General features: G+C 49.0%; 13 protein-coding genes. 9 read left to right on the top strand and 4 right to left on the bottom strand.

The features are described 5' to 3' along the window. Positions 1–7 precede the first annotated feature (7 nt). On the top strand, positions 8–355 hold the full coding sequence (locus K8S15_09265; protein MCD4776221.1) for a hypothetical protein: 348 nt from the start codon (positions 8–10) through the stop codon (positions 353–355). Between the two features lie 11 nt (positions 356–366). On the opposite strand, the gene K8S15_09260 is transcribed toward K8S15_09265, so the two are convergent. Both K8S15_09260 and K8S15_09255 read right to left on the bottom strand, forming a co-directional pair. Next, entirely contained in the window at positions 367–1122 is a 756-nt protein-coding gene (locus K8S15_09260; GenBank protein MCD4776220.1) for a hypothetical protein, read from the bottom strand. Continuing rightward, complete coding sequence (locus tag K8S15_09255) at positions 1106–2044, bottom strand: tRNA-dihydrouridine synthase (GenBank protein ID MCD4776219.1); 939 nt, start codon at positions 2042–2044, stop codon at positions 1106–1108. Before K8S15_09255 ends, K8S15_09260 begins: the two co-directional genes overlap by 17 nt. Before the next feature lie 118 nt (positions 2045–2162). Between K8S15_09255 and K8S15_09250 the strand changes: the two genes are divergently transcribed. Next, positions 2163–2702 carry a 2'-5' RNA ligase family protein gene (locus K8S15_09250; GenBank protein ID MCD4776218.1) on the top strand — a complete coding sequence of 180 codons (540 nt, stop codon included), beginning with the start codon at positions 2163–2165 and terminating at the stop codon, positions 2700–2702. 163 nt (positions 2703–2865) lie between these two features. Here K8S15_09250 and lipA read toward each other — a convergent pair whose 3' ends face one another. Both lipA and K8S15_09240 read right to left on the bottom strand, forming a co-directional pair. Next, positions 2866–3747 (bottom strand): lipoyl synthase, encoded by an 882-nt coding sequence (gene lipA / locus K8S15_09245; protein MCD4776217.1) that lies wholly within the window; start codon positions 3745–3747, stop codon positions 2866–2868. Further along, the gene (locus K8S15_09240) at positions 3737–4543 is read right to left on the bottom strand and encodes a lipoate--protein ligase family protein (GenBank protein MCD4776216.1); all 807 of its coding nucleotides are present in this window, start codon (positions 4541–4543) and stop codon (positions 3737–3739) included. The genes lipA and K8S15_09240 overlap by 11 nt, the downstream gene beginning before the upstream one ends. Before the next feature lie 112 nt (positions 4544–4655). Between K8S15_09240 and K8S15_09235 the strand changes: the two genes are divergently transcribed. The 7 genes from K8S15_09235 (at position 4656) to uvrC (ending at position 14648) form a co-directional block, all read left to right on the top strand. Then, positions 4656–5558: a PorV/PorQ family protein gene (locus tag K8S15_09235; protein ID MCD4776215.1), complete on the top strand. Its 903-nt coding sequence runs from the start codon at positions 4656–4658 to the stop codon at positions 5556–5558. A gap of 4 nt (positions 5559–5562) precedes the next feature. Beyond that, positions 5563–6315 (top strand): 5'/3'-nucleotidase SurE, encoded by a 753-nt coding sequence (surE, locus tag K8S15_09230; protein MCD4776214.1) that lies wholly within the window; start codon positions 5563–5565, stop codon positions 6313–6315. Between the two features lie 2 nt (positions 6316–6317). After that, a complete protein-coding gene (locus tag K8S15_09225; GenBank protein MCD4776213.1) occupies positions 6318–7958 on the top strand; it encodes a DUF3857 and transglutaminase domain-containing protein in 1641 nt (546 codons plus the stop codon). A gap of 115 nt (positions 7959–8073) precedes the next feature. Further along, a complete protein-coding gene (locus K8S15_09220) occupies positions 8074–9642 on the top strand; it encodes a transglutaminase-like domain-containing protein (GenBank protein MCD4776212.1) in 1569 nt (522 codons plus the stop codon). Next, positions 9639–11174: a hypothetical protein gene (locus K8S15_09215; protein MCD4776211.1), complete on the top strand. Its 1536-nt coding sequence runs from the start codon at positions 9639–9641 to the stop codon at positions 11172–11174. The genes K8S15_09220 and K8S15_09215 overlap by 4 nt, the downstream gene beginning before the upstream one ends. A 23-nt stretch (positions 11175–11197) precedes the next feature. Beyond that, a complete protein-coding gene (murJ, locus tag K8S15_09210; protein MCD4776210.1) occupies positions 11198–12853 on the top strand; it encodes a murein biosynthesis integral membrane protein MurJ in 1656 nt (551 codons plus the stop codon). Beyond that, positions 12831–14648, top strand: coding sequence for an excinuclease ABC subunit UvrC (gene uvrC / locus K8S15_09205; protein ID MCD4776209.1), 1818 nt, complete (start codon positions 12831–12833; stop codon positions 14646–14648). The genes murJ and uvrC overlap by 23 nt, the downstream gene beginning before the upstream one ends. Positions 14649–14881 lie beyond the last annotated feature (233 nt).

The following is a 14881-nucleotide window of genomic DNA, read 5'->3' as shown; positions in this document are numbered from 1 at the left end:
AAATACTATGAATTGCAACTCTATATTCTGCGTCGCGATTATCTTATCTCTTCTAAGCTTTCAGGTTTTTTCCTGTGCGATAAACAGAGTTATTTTCACCGAAGAAATGGAAATAGACGGAACCTTGGTTAAGATAGTTGTACTCGATTCCAATCAAATGAAAGAACTCGTAATATCGATGCAGGAGCCCGGATATGCTATAAGAGAAAGTGTATTCCGAATCAACTGGATACCTGATATCATTGAAATAAACGATTACAACGATGATTCAATGCTGGATGTGAAAATCGTAAGCACAATTGGTGAAACACAGTATTTCTACGGTACCGAAATGGCTTTCATCGATGTCTTTTAGATAACGGTTAATTATCTGTTACGCCGCTCGTAAATAATAGCATACTTTGCAGCCATGAGCCTGATTGATGAGTCAGCTTCAGGACTGGCAAGTATCTCCCCCCAGATTCCAGAAGCCTGGTAAAAATTACCTGTGACTGTGTAAATCAGGGCAGCTGCCGCAAGTACTTCGAAGGGAGGAGATTCATCCATAAGGCATATCTCAAGCTGTCTCAGCGCTTTATCAGAATCTCCGCTGTTCCAGAAGATCTCCGATTGGATCAGTGCCGCATCGTACTTATAGGCAATGGGCTGAAGCAGCTCAAGAACAGCTCCGGGACCTTCCTGTCTTAGTAGGATAAGAGACAGGTTATAAGCAGGAATAGACCATGAAGGATCCTCTTCAATTGCCTCCTCAAGAAGATTCCTGACCAGCGCCGTATCTCCCGTTTCAATTACAACGGTTGCTTCCCTTACCATTCGTGCGGATTCAAGGCGGTTCTCAAGGGCTTCGGAAAGCTCTTCCGGAATGGGCAATGTTATTTCCTCTCCAGTCTCCGGTCTCTCTGAAGGAGCATAACCTGACTGTATCGCAAGTATCTCGGCTCCACCTTCAATATCTATCGCCCAAGCCATGAAAGCCCATCCGTCGTTATCCTGCCATGTATATGTGCAGCGCTCATCAGCCATGAATTGAGTATTATCAGGAAGAATAACGGATTCTGAAACTCCACAGGATAAAGCCAGAATTACATGTAGTACAATAAGAACTTCAGCTGCTTTGATCATTTCGCTTCTGCCTTTCAATGTTAAGCAGTTCCCCAAGTTCATGCAGAATATCTGACAAATCATCCCTGGAATCCACCCCTACCGCTTTTCTGCGAAGTTCAGAAGCACCTCTGAAACCTTTAATGTAGTGCAGAAGCTGCCCCCTCAGAATATGGTAAAGGTGATACTCCGGAATGTACTCGCTCATCATCTCGTACTGCTGCAGTATTACGGATACGACCTCCCCTTGAAGGGGAGAGGCATCTTCAGGACTCCCTGTAAGTCCCCTGAATATCCAGGGATTGCCCAGAGCTCCTCTGCCAATCATCAACCCCGCTGCCCCGGTTGAATTTTTGAGGTCAAGAGCATCGGAGACATTTCCTGAATCACCGTTGGCGATAACCGGAACAGGCGAGTTACGGACAATCCTCTCGATCTCCGATTTTCTTACCTCTCCTGAGAACATATCCGTTCTGTACCTGCCATGAACAGCAATAGCGGCAGCACCATCATCAGCAATTATGCGAGGCAGACTGTCCGGAACGGGTTCCGCCGGTGACCAGCCGGTGCGGATCTTCACAGTTACAGGCAGTGATGTGCGCGATGAAACAGCCCTTACAATGGCGGTCAGAGTTGGAATATCTCTTAGAAGTGCTGAACCCGAACCATTTCTGACTACTTTTTTCATCGGACAGCCGGCATTGATATCTATAAAATCAAAACCCAGCCCCGAGACGATCTCGCTTGCCTCCTCAAAATCTCCGGGTCTGCTCCCGAAAAGCTGTACCCCTATTGGTTTTTCTTCTTCGTGAAAATTAAGGAGCTTGTGTGATTTAACCGATTTTCTTGATAATCCCGCGGCCGCGACCATTTCAGTCACTACCGCTGTAGCCCCCATGCGGCGGCATATCCGCCTGAACGCCGAATCGGTGGAACCGGCCATCGGCGCAAGGACCACTCCGTGCGTATATTCAGTTAAAGCATTGTTTCCCATGAAGGCAAACATATTCAGTGAATGACCGGCAGGGCAATTATCGAAAAATTGAGGGTAGTGAAATACAATGGCATGTGACGTATGTCTTTTCCTTGACAAAGAAACCGAAAGCGCCGTTAGAAGGACATGGAGCATCCTGCGAACCAGAGGATTCTCATCACCTCTTCTTCGGTCCGGCGGGAAGCCGCATCTGACACTGGCGATATGGGAAGAACTCGAACCTGACTTCATACTCGATGACCTTGAGGATTTTGCCAGAACCCACCGATCATTTCCGGTCACCTTCTCCTCTATAGCAACTTTCGGGGCTGAAAGCGGAACGGTGTTTCTCGGTCCGGTTTTCACGCCGTCACTCATAATCGTACACGATCAGCTGTACAGGATATTTAACGAAATGAAGGAGTTCTCTGAGTGGCTCTACAGACCGGGCTCCTGGGTACCTCACTGCTCACTTACCCTTGGGCTTCCGCCGGAAAAAGTACAGGAAGCGATTAATACCTGCATGGATATAATCGATCTTCCAATAAAGGGATGGATAAAAGAAATCGGCCTTCTAACCTTCGACCGTGAATCGGTGCATTCAATAAGAAGCTACAAACTCGAATAAGGTGCCGGGCCTAACATCTAAACATTTAAACTGATATATCTACAAGAAATTAGATTAACAAAAAGCTTAACATCAATGCAATCAAATAGATATATCGATAACATGATGTCAGGTGCCGGGCCTGATATCTAAACATTAGTTACTTTTGTAACAATAAAAATGTTTAGATATCAGGCCCGGCACCCGATGCGGGAAAGCTTTCATCAGCATGGAAAGAACTTCTCACAAGTGGTCCGGACGCAACCGAAACAAAACCCATTCTCAGAGCTTCATCTTTCCATGAGCTGAATTCATCCGGCGTCAGGTAACTGTCAACGGGCCAGTGCATCCGCGAAGGCTGCAGGTACTGCCCGAGAGTAAGCATCGTAACACCTCTTTTCCTGAGATCCTGAAGGGCAATCCTGATTTCCCTCTCCTTTTCTCCCAATCCCAGCATCAGTCCGCTTTTGCGGGGGGTATCCGGAGAAAGCCTGCCGTAGAGTTCAATCAAGTCAAGTGACATTCCGTAGGATGCTTCGGGCCTTACATCGGGAAACAGGCGCTCAACGGTTTCCAGGTTGTGATTGAACACATCCGGTTTTGAATTCGCAATTGTCCTGAGAGCATCTTCGCTTCCCAGAAAATCCGGGGTGAGAACCTCTATCCGCACTCCAGGGATTTTTTTTCTTACAGCTTCAACGGTTTTCCCGAAATGGTCTGCTCCGCCATCCTGCAGATCGTCCCTTGTCACCGATGTAATTACAACGTACCTGAGGTTCATTTCCGCTGAAGCCTCGGCAATCCTGTCTGGCTCACCGGCATCGGGCGGATCAAGAATGCCTTCGTTATGCTCAATCGCACAGTACCGGCACGATCTGGTACAAAGATTACCAAGAATCAGGAAAGTCGCGGTTCCACGCTGAAAGCAATGCCCCAGATTCGGGCACTTCGCCTGTCTGCAAACGGTATTAAGATTGTATTTTCTAAGGATCGATCTTACTTCAGCTGCCTCTTCCGATCCTCGCGATGGCATTTTGAGCCATGAGGGTTTCTTTTTATAAGTCATTTACGCACTCGCATTCAAGTTCGCTCAAACGTTTTTCCTCGAACTGTTCGCAGAACAGATATTCGAGATCTACCGGCAGTATCGCTTTGAATGAATCGTGAAGGGCGTTTTCCATATCAGCAGTTTCGAGGTTTGGTTTGAACTCGTGTATACAGGCTATACCGTTTGTAAGGTGATGCCTGATGATCTCTTTCAACCGCTGCGGAGTATCCTTAGGAAGATACTTCAGCATCTTCAGCTGGTCATTTTCAAAAAGGATGGAACCATGCTCAAGGAATACTCCACGGCTTCGAGCCTGTGCGCTGCCAACCAGTTTCCTTCCGTCAGTGGTTCCGACTTCCCATTTACCATGTGAAGTAAAGCATGGATTACTTGCGGTTCTCGGGCCGCCCGCCCGGTGCTCTTCAAGGGGACTTACAGCGACTTCTATTCCAAGGGAATTCATGGCATTTACCATAGGCGCGGCTGTTTTCTTAAGTGCTTCGCTTATGGAACCTGACACCATCGGATGATCCAATCTGGCAACTATACTGTAGGTCAATTCCGTTTCATGCCATACCGCTCTGCCACCTGTTGGTCTTCGCACCAATCCGAAACCGTCGCCAAAAAGCTTCTCCGAATCAATCTCGCGACGGACTGACTGAAGCTTGCCGATCGAAACGCATGCAGGATCCCATCCGTAGGTTCTTAGAACAAAATCCCACCTGTTTTCCCTGACAAGCTCCATAAGCAACCTGTCGAATGCCATGTTCCAGGCCCCTTCATGTTTACCGGTAGAGAAATGTGCAGCCTTCAAGTGTGCCTCCGGTTCCTATATTTTCCTCTTCGAAACTGGAACTATTGTCAATTTGCGCGGTAGAAGCTAGATAACAATAATACACTGAACGGCTAATTCAGAATGGTGATAAATGAAATCAATATTATTTGCTGCAGTTGTGTTTTTTCTGGTGTTCCCGGCCTTTTCATCCGATGATGTCTACCGCGACGCCGGTGCGGGAGCTTTCAGCTTCCTAAAAATAGACCCCGGCGCAAGGGCGGCAGCTCTCGGCGGAACAGGCCTCCTTAACAGCGGAAGCCTTGCTGGTTTTACGAATCCTGCCATGCTTGCGTCAATGGACACTGGTTGTATAACTGCCGGTCATAACCAGTGGCTTGGGGACGCGACACAGAGCTTTCTTTCATGGAATTTCAACCTTGATCGCGTATATTGTTCTCTTGGAACCCGATTCGTATACGTTGGAAACCTTGAAATGCGGGAGGAAGCCTCCTCCGAACCAATCACAACATTTTCCTCATGGGATATTTCTTTTCATGCGGCTGCCGCTGTCAGACTGGGAATGTTCGACCTCGGTATCGGCATGAAACTCCTCCGTGAAAAGATATGGATGGAAAGCGCCACAGGAATTGCTTTTGACGCAGGTGTCGTCATACATCCTGCAAATGGTCTTGATCTGGCCGCCGTACTGCAGCATATAGGGCCTTCCATCACAATGGTTGAACAGGATTTCCGTCTTCCCGCCACCTGGAGACTTGGCGGCAGGTACTGTTTTCGTTTGCCATTCGGTCATGCGGCTGTAACATCGGAAATATCAAAACCTCTGGATAACACGCTCTCAGCCGGCAGCGGAATTGAATACACTCCGCAGAGATGGTTGAAATTGCGCTTCGGAATGAGATTCCTCGACGATTCAAGAGACTTTACATCGGGCATCGGTCTCTCCGCCGGAAGCTGGACGCTTGACTACGCTTACGTTCCTACCGATTACTCACTGGGCACTGTACACCGCTTCACCCTTCAGAAGTCTCTGTAACGGAATGAGAATACTTCTTACGAACGACGACGGTTACGATCAACCCGGTCTACTTGAGCTTGAAAATCTGCTGAAGGATGATCACGAGATCTGGGTCGTGGCTCCACTTCACCACTGCAGTGGCACAAGCCATGCACTGGGTCTTTACTCCTCAATGGAACTGAGAGAGGAAGGTTTTCGTAAATGGGCTCTTGAAGGAACTCCTACCGACTGCGTTAAGATTTCTCTGATGGAAGTAATGAAGGACGATCCGCCGGATCTTCTTATTTCAGGAATCAATCCCGGCGCGAATCTTGCGAATAACATCTTCTACTCCGGAACAGTTGCTGCCGCTACAGAAGCCGCGCTATGGGATATTCCTTCCATTGCCATCAGTGTTCGGGTAACCTCAAACAACCCGAATCCCTTCTTCAGAACAGCATCTTCCGTTCTAAAATCACTTATGAAACAAGGAATTGCTGAAAAAATACCGGAAGGAACAGTTCTGAATATCAACGTACCGGAGGTTGAGTACGATGAAATAGCAGGTATGAAATGGACGAAGATGGCCCGTTTCGCAGCCGATATATCCTTCAGGCATATTGAACCTGGAAGGGTGTTCGCCTACGACAGATACCGTTCTCTACCTGTTGTTGATCCTTTGGATTCGGATGTTGACGCTCTCAGTAAAACAATGGTCAGCCTTACCCTTCTGGATTCCAACAGGACTTCCAGCGCTATCCCACCCGATCTGGAGCTGACAGACGGGGGAATCTGATATTGACCCTTTTTCTTCTCCTGATCATTTCAGCGCCCGATGCAGTCTACCTTGAACATCATGTAACGATTGACTGTTCCTCTCCCGACTCGGGTTACATTGAAATCACAAACGAAGTTGTAATTCCCCTAAACGCTAGAGGTGTACGGCGTTACAGTGAAATATCCGCCTCCTATCGGAATACATGGGAATCACTTGAAGTCACCGCTTCCATCAGCCACTGGCGGTCTGGAAGGAGGGATGAAAGCGCAATAATAAGGGAAGACCCGCACAGCTCGCTTCTATCAGGCGGAAGACTGGAGAGTTCTCTAAGGGAAGTTTCAATTGCGTTTCCGGGCATCGAGATTGGTGATACACTGAAGGTTGAAATCATCCGGAATATCGAACACCTTCCAATGGCTGACTTCTACTCTTACACCTTCCATGCAGCCTCAAGGGACAGTATTCACCACGGTACTTTCAAGGTATTATGGCCTTCCTCTCGCGAAATATACATAATGTCCGAAGGGAATTTCGAAGAACAGGCATATTCCCTTGATGACCGAACGGAATGCATGGTATGGGAATCCGGTCCATGTGATCCGGTTCCGAATTTGCCTTTCTCCCGCGATGCTGCCGCTTTAAGCCCCTTTGTCAACGTGGCAAGCCACCTTCCCGAAGAAGTAAGCAGTGGGCTTTTTCCTGTTCTGGACGGAAACTGCATGGTTGATTACTCAGTTCTGGCAGATTCAATCATTGCAACCGCTGGAAACAGACCGGAAGATCTCTGCGGCTGGGTTTCAGAGCAAATCGAATACCTCAGTGGCGACTGGGGAGATGATCCGGGCTATTCCCCGCGAAATCCTGTTGAAACACTGGAAGAACGCTCAGGTGTATGCAGAGATAGAACGGTTCTTCTTCTCTGGCTTCTGCGAAGAGCAGGATACAATCCCAGCGCGATACTTACATCGTCCTCCGGCATACTGAGGGCTTATCCAGGCTCTCGGAGCTTCGATCATATGTTTGTTGCACTTGAAGACTCCTTCGGTGAAACGGTATTTCTTGATCCAACGAACTATTTCTCTCCACAGGGATACACCTATACCCTCAGAGGCACGGGATACCTGCCGCTGACACCTTCCGGATCGCTACTGCGATACTTCCCTGATGATTCCTCTGGTGATACTCTCTCGATTTTCATCGAAGGTTCTGTCAATGAAGATTCATCCATTATCTCAGGCAATATCTCAGTACGCTTTTCCGGAGCCGCGGAAGAACTTTTCAGGTCAATGTTGGCTGGTGTGGATCCTTCGAACAGGATACTGCTCATTGAAAGATTGCTTGGTCTTCTTCCCGGTGCAGAACTGACCCTTGAGGGGAATCCTTCAACCACAAACACACCCTTTAACATCAATGGAAGCGGGAGATGGGATTGCGGAATAGTGAACACCGGCGAGGCTGTCTGTCTGATAATCCCGGGTCTTTCGACGCTCGATGTGGTAAGTTCAAGATCGGCAGCTTACATATTGCCGCATTTCAGAAAAGACATATGTATTGAAACTCCATACACAGGGCACCTGAGGATGATTATCGGTAATCTTCCAGCTGGAATTCCGGAACTCCCCCAACCGTACTTGTATTCAGCGTTGACAACGGAATACTGATAATGGATGAATACCTTTCACTTCAACCCGCGGAACCTGACACCAACCAACTTGCGAAAATCAGGCAGGGGCTTCTGGCCGATCTTTCAGCTTCCTTCAGAACGGTAATATTCAGATGATAAAGATACTCCTTGCCATTATCTGCTTTATCGCTGCAACGCCTGTCGTCTCGGCTCCATCAGAGGTATCATACTATTCGGTATCTATTTCACTGCAGGAGGACACTCTGCGAAGAGTTATCGATATCAGGGGCATTCAGGGAAGCGACCGCCTGCTCAGCAGGATTACCCGCGGATTCAATCCCGAAACCCAGTCCGTCTTACTTGAAAGGGCCGTTTTCGGCGTTTCTGAAGGTGAAACCGGTCCGATTCCGGAGTGGGCTGTAGATACTCTTAGCTGCAATGATGGCTGGCAGCTTGCACTCGTCACGGCATTTCCCGCTCTCCGTGAAGGCATGACAATTGATTACAGAATTGCTGTAACAGACTGGAGTGGAAACTGGGAAAATGGCGCATGGGCAGTTCTATCACCATCCGTTAAAGGCATCAGCCCCGACACCTGCCACTTTTCAGTAAGTGGAGACATGGTTGAAAAGCTGAACTGGCAGGGCAGAGGATACGAGATATCCAGGAGAGGTGAAACAATTGAATTCACCGCTACCGATTCTTCCGGAATTCTTGTTATATCGCCCTTCAGCACTTACGGTGAGCTTTCGATTTTCGTAATGAGGGAGGCCATCGTTACTCTCGACTCGCCGTATCCGCCCGATCTAAGGGAAGCTGCGCTACAGGCAACATCTGCCGGGGCCGATCAGCACGCTCAGACCGAACGGGCAAGAAGCCTGCTGTGCAACAGTTTCAATCCTTGTTCTGCTGTACAGGGGAGGGATGTGAGCGCTGTTCAGGATCTTCAGGAGATACTTGACCAGAGAAGGGGAACGGCACTTGAAATGGCATTGGTCTTTGCCGCAATGTGCAGGGAACTGGGCATTGAAGCAGATATCATTCCAGCCAGCGGCATTGATTATGGAATCCCGGTCCCAGCAGGATGGAACAGGTTCCTTGTAAAACTCGAATCAGACTACGGCGAAGAATGGTTCATGGAACCTTCAGCATTCCTTACCTCAGCATCTTTTATCTACCGCCCTGATACACTGTATATCATCGAGAATGGAAATCTCAGAACCATGCCTCCCAATGAACCCCGCGAGAATAGAAGCAGTGAAGAATGGCATATAGACTGCGCTGATGGAACATTCAGCCTTAAGATGGAATGCAGCGGCTGGTACGACATAATGCTCCGAAGAATGCTTGCAGGGCTTTCCAGCGAAGAAATGCTGTTAACGCTGTCCGAATGGTCATGGCTGAGTGGAAGGACCATCATTCCAGATTCTCTTACAGTATCAGATCCTTTCGACCTCGGTGCGAATATGACCCTATCCGTTTACGGAAAATTGTGGATACCCATAGACGCTTCTCTTGCTGCTGAATACCTTCCCCTCTTCGACTGGTCGAAACCGGAGAACGTAACTGATGAAACTATCAGAACATGGGCCCTGTTGAGAACTATGGATGTCCATTCTTCGTTCCCTCTCATCATGGAGATCCTTAACGATACGGTAATTCTTACTGACACATCGGGGATAAACAACCCATTGCCGATTATTTTCAAGGTTACCGAATGAGGATTTCAAAAACGGCTGTACTGACAGCGATTGTGCTTGCGTCAATCTGCCTTCGGATCTGGACATTCTCTTCGGTAAACCGCCTGCTGCCCCTGAAAGGGCTTTACGTTGACGAGGTAACCTATTCAAGGAGTCCGTTTGTCCCCGGTGTTGAGGGTTTCTCAAGACCTCCCGCCATGTTCATAGCTGCCATGCTCATGAACGTTTCGCACAACACAGCGGCCTCAAGAATAGCAATAACGATCCTTTCGATGCTTCCCGCGCTGGCTCTATACCTTACTTTCAGAAAAAAAGGTGGAATCTGGCTATATGTATGCACTGCGGGGCTTGCCCTTTCTCCATTCATGGTACTGTACGGCATTCAGATCATGCCTGCAATTCCCGCGGCGGCACTTGTCTCATTTACACTACTGCTTGCGAACAGAAAAAAAACAGCCCTTGCCGGGTTCCTCGCAGGAATCGCCATCCTGTTCAGGGCGGAACTTGTTCTTGTTCCGATATTCCTGCTTGCCTTTACATACAGGAGTCATTTCAGGAAATGGATGATATTCACCGGCTTTACAGCTATTGCAGTAGTTCCGGTGATAGTTCTTAACCTTTTGGCAGGCGCAGGGCCGGTCATAGCTTCAAACGGAGGCGAGAACCTATGGTTTGGAACCAGCTGGGAGCTTGTTACCACGCCCCCCGGCACTGAATTCGAGCAGCTTGTCTCAACGGGAGACAGCCAATCGGGAGGGGATTCGGTCTTTCTTGACAGAGCGTTCAACTCAATTACTCAAACACCTGTTGAATGGTTGAAAATGGGGGGAAGCAAAGTACTCGCGTTCTTTACCCTTCCGGGGCCTGGCAGGAACTTCGAAACAGGTTGGATGCTTCAAAAAACATGGCTTTTCATACTGCTGCCTCTTACACTTCTTGCCATGTCAGTTGGGCTGACCGCAGGTTTCGGAAGAAAGAAGAACTTCTGGCAGCTTATCGCTGTTGCGATTATCTGCAGCGGTATCGCTTCAGCATTCATTTTCTTTCCTTCAGCAAGATTCAGAACAGCAATTCTGCCCGCATTCTGGTTCCTTGCAGCTTCGATCACTCCCGACTGGAAAATACTCAGGACAGCACTGGCTCCAGCAGCTGGAATCATTATCATCTCATTGTTCGTAACTTACCCCGGGAAGGAGAGATCCGGACTGACGTCAATGCTGTCCGCCGAACACTTTCTAGACTCCGGTGAACTGACTGAATCGGCTGAATATCTAAAGGATGCTGAAGAAAGGGGGTACTACGGGGCGGACTTTCATAATGTCAAGGCAGTGCTTTTTTCACTCTCAGGATATACTGAAAGGGGGCTTAATGAATTCGAGAAAGCTCTTGAGATTGCCCCGAATTCTCCAACACTCTGGAAAAACTACGCAATATCCCTATGGGCCAACGATAGACACGGTAACTCCATTGAAGCAGCGCGAAGAGCTATATTATTGAACCCGTTGCTTCGTGACGAGCTGATGCCAATACTTGAGCATGCGGAAAACCATTGAACCGAACCAAGGAACATGTTTCAATGAATCCTGAACAAGGAATTGAGAACGCTGACAGTCTCGATGATCTCGGAACGCCGCGCCAGGAGGCTTCCCGTATCGCAAGGGCTACAGGTCTCATGGGAGGCCTTACCGTAACAAGCCGGATACTCGGTCTGCTCAGAGACATCGCTCAGGCCGCCATACTTGGAACCGGAATGGCAGCGGACGCATTTACCCTTGGTTTCATTATCCCAAATACTCTCAGAAGGCTTTTCGGTGAATCCACAACCAGCGCCGCATTCGTTCCCACGTACGTAGAAACACTCGGAAAGGACAGTAAGAAAGAAGCTTTCCTTCTTGGAAGCAGGATACTATCACTTGCTGGTGCCATCCTTCTTGTCATAGTCATCATTGGAATGGTAGCTTCTCCGCTGATAATCAGGATATTCGCCCCCGGATTTTCAGAAATCCCTGGAAAAACGGAACTCGCCACCGGCCTTCTCAGACTCCTGTTTCCTTACATACTGTTTGTTGGATGCGCAGCCGTGATTGGTGGAATACTACATGCACACAGGCATTTCATGGCCCCCGCAACTGCGCCCATCCTTTTCAACATCTCGGCACTGGCGGGTATTCTTCTTCTGTCACGGTGGTTATTCCCGCAGCAGCCAGTATGGGGATACTCCATAGGAGTGCTCTTCGGAGGATTTCTGCAGCTTCTCATCCAGATTCCAGCTCTCAGAAAAAAAGGTTTCCGCTTTAAACTGGATTTCAACTGGAAAAACGCAAAGGTACGAAAGATCGGCATGCTTGCCTTTCCTGCTCTTGTCGGACTGCTTGCGGCAGAGGTCAACGTAATCGTGGACAAGATGATAGCATCAATGCTGGCCCCCGGAAGTGTGGCTGCTCTTGCCTACGGTAACAGGATAATGCAGTTCCCCCAGGGAGTTTTCGCCATTTCTCTTGCCACGGCTCTACTTCCAACCCTCAGCAGGCAGGCAGCCGGGGGGAAACTCGATGACGCGGGGAAAACCCTTGGCAAGGCCACGCTTGCTCTTGCCGCTCTCATGATACCCGCTTCCCTGTGCATGATCTTCCTTGCCAGGCCTGTAGTCCATGTTCTACTGGCAAGGGGAGCTTTCACAGCGGAATCAACATTACTTACAAGTTCAGCCCTCATCTACTACTCGGCAGGATTACTGTTCTACGGAGCCGTGAAGATCACCGTCCCGGTATTCTATGCGATGAAGGATACTAAAACTCCGGTGAAGATAGCGATCAGTTGCATGGGGCTTAACATAATACTCAACATCGTATTTACACTATTTTTCATCAGAACCGGTTTTGCAGAACCCCTTGCCGGCCTTGCTCTGGCGACCAGCATTTCCGCAATTGTGAATTTCTTCCTTCTCAGAATTGCCCTGAAAAGTAAAATTGGAGCTGTTGTACAGTCGTCCGCTACCGCATGGCTCTCCATGATACCTGCCGGTATCGCCTCTTTCGTGCTGCTTCTTGTGACTTCACCCTGGGTAATAGCCACTTCATCGACTTCAACTTTCCGAGGCATTCTTGCCATCCTCGGTGTCTCGATTGCGGCTATTGCACTGTTCCTCACTGTATTCGCCCTTGCCGGGGGAAAAGGCGCCAGATCGGTATTCTCATTGGCATTCAGACGTGGCCGTATCAGGAAGTCTTAAGGATTCGATAAGCCGGGCGCCGGTTCTTCCAGGTGTCTACAGTTTCCTGACTAAAGATGGCAACGTACTATATATCGGTAAAGCCAAGAATCTCAGAAACAGACTGAAAGGGCACCTTTCGAATCCAGGAGACGCCCGCCATGAGCTTCTCCTTGAGAAATCAGTCTCGGTTGAATGGACGATTACAAGAACCGAAGTTGAGGCTCTGATACTCGAAGCCGAGCTCATAAGAATCAGAAAACCACCTCTTAACGTCCGCCTCAGATCTTCGGGAAGATACCCCTACCTTGAGATAACCACGGATGAAACCTTTCCCAGGCTCCAGATAACCAGGGAGCGGAGCAACCCTAAAGAACGTCCAAGGTTCGGCCCCTATCCCGATTCAAGGAATCTCAGGAAACTTGTGGAATTTCTTCTCGATACCTGTCCACTGAGAAGATGCAGCGGAACGGAACCTCCAGCAGCAACAAGATCATGCCTTATGGGACAGATGGGACGCTGCCAGGCCCCCTGCATCGGAGGAATAAGCCCGGAGGAATACCGGAAAAACGTAAATGAATTACTTGGAATTCTAAAGGGCGACTGGGACAGGGCGAGAAGCCGTCTGGATCAGTTGATGAAAGACGCGTCGGAGAGCATGGATTACGAAGAAGCAGGAAGGCTGCGCGATCTGATCTCCCGGCTGGGCAGTTTCGGCTGGCCGGCACCAGACAGCGTTCGTGACAGGGTCAGCAGGGACGTAGCGGCGGTAAAGGAGAACTGGGGTGTCATTATGCGGATAAGGGGAGGAAGGTTCACATGCGTCGTTAGAATGCCGTTCGATGGAAGATGGAAACTCGCCCCGCTGTCCGAAAGACTTGCCATACTCCTGAAATCGTACTATTCACAGACAGACGATATACCGGGCGAAATCATAGTACAGGAAGAAACGGATGACGAAGATTCTCTTATAGAATGGCTCTCCGGTAAACGTGGCGGTTCCGTGGGAATGATCGTACCAAAAAGGGGCGGTAACAGGGAGGTGCTTGAACTTGCTCAGAAGAACCTTGATGAGTTCCTTATCAAATTGAGCTGGAAGCATCCTTCAAGCGGAAAAGAAAAGGTAGAAGCAGCCCTCGAGAGCCTTGCCGATATTCTCAGTCTGAAAGAACCACCTGGATGGATAGTATGTCTTGACGCCTCCACGATTCAGGGATCATGGCCGGTAGCTGCGATTGTAAGCTTCAAAGACGGGTATCCTGATAAATCGGGGTACAGACGTTTCTCAATGCCGGATGAAATCAGCAGAAACGACCCGGCAATGATAGCCTCAGCGGTAGAAAGGTACCTTTCATCACTGGAGGAGAATGAGCATCCTGATATGTTCCTCATAGATGGCGGAATAACCCAGCTGAGAGCGGCTGTAGGCGCAGCGGGAAAGGAGTGGTCAAAACAAATCCGCTTCATCTCAATAGCAAAAAGGGAGGAACTGCTTCTTGAGGGCATAACGGAAAGGGAAATAAGGCTGCCTATGGATTCCACTCCACTTACTTTTATTAGAAGCATCAGGGATGAAGCTCACAGGTTCGTGCTTCATTACCATCAGCAGAAAAGGTCAAAAGGAAGCCTCAGATCCGTGCTTGACGATATTCCCGGAATAGGCTCCGCGACACGAATCAGATTGCTTACACACTTCGGAAGCGCCGACAGAATAGCCGCCGCAACAGTTGACGAAATAATGGAGATCCCCGGAATAGGCAGAAGCAGAGCAATTCAGATAAATGACTACTTCAGAAAAGACAGAAAATCCCGCTGATAGAAAGAGAAAGCACTGCTCGTATAAAGTGTCAGGATTCCTCAAGTGAATTCCGGTGAGATTTCGTCGTGAACCACGACCGCAGTGCACCGCTGAGGTTCTGCCGAGAGTGGTGCGCTGCTCTCCACCTCCGCTCCGCGTTTGGCCCAGCTTATGCTATGCTCATAAGCTCCGCCAACCGCTCCGCTCCGGTTCTGTCGGTCGCCCCACACATCACGCGGACTTCCGGGTCA

Source organism: Candidatus Aegiribacteria sp., assembly GCA_021108005.1.
GTDB lineage: Bacteria > Fermentibacterota > Fermentibacteria > Fermentibacterales > JCC-6 > Aegiribacteria.
The sequence above is the reverse complement of the archived record's forward strand: the minus strand, read 5'-3'. Positions and strand labels throughout refer to the sequence as shown.

Excerpts from the sequence above, each read along its gene's own strand:
- K8S15_09260 (MCD4776220.1), bottom strand. The coding sequence starts at position 1,122 with ATGATCAAAGCAGCTGAAGTTCTTATTGTACTACATGTAATTCTGGCT.
- K8S15_09250 (MCD4776218.1), top strand. The coding sequence starts at position 2,163 with ATGGCATGTGACGTATGTCTTTTCCTTGACAAAGAAACCGAAAGCGCC.
- K8S15_09255 (MCD4776219.1), bottom strand. The coding sequence starts at position 2,044 with ATGGCCGGTTCCACCGATTCGGCGTTCAGGCGGATATGCCGCCGCATG.
- K8S15_09215 (MCD4776211.1), top strand. The coding sequence starts at position 9,639 with ATGAGGATTTCAAAAACGGCTGTACTGACAGCGATTGTGCTTGCGTCA.
- K8S15_09265 (MCD4776221.1), top strand. The coding sequence starts at position 8 with ATGAATTGCAACTCTATATTCTGCGTCGCGATTATCTTATCTCTTCTA.
- K8S15_09235 (MCD4776215.1), top strand. The coding sequence starts at position 4,656 with ATGAAATCAATATTATTTGCTGCAGTTGTGTTTTTTCTGGTGTTCCCG.
- lipA (MCD4776217.1), bottom strand. The coding sequence starts at position 3,747 with ATGACTTATAAAAAGAAACCCTCATGGCTCAAAATGCCATCGCGAGGA.
- murJ (MCD4776210.1), top strand. The coding sequence starts at position 11,198 with ATGAATCCTGAACAAGGAATTGAGAACGCTGACAGTCTCGATGATCTC.
- K8S15_09220 (MCD4776212.1), top strand. The coding sequence starts at position 8,074 with ATGATAAAGATACTCCTTGCCATTATCTGCTTTATCGCTGCAACGCCT.
- surE (MCD4776214.1), top strand. The coding sequence starts at position 5,563 with ATGAGAATACTTCTTACGAACGACGACGGTTACGATCAACCCGGTCTA.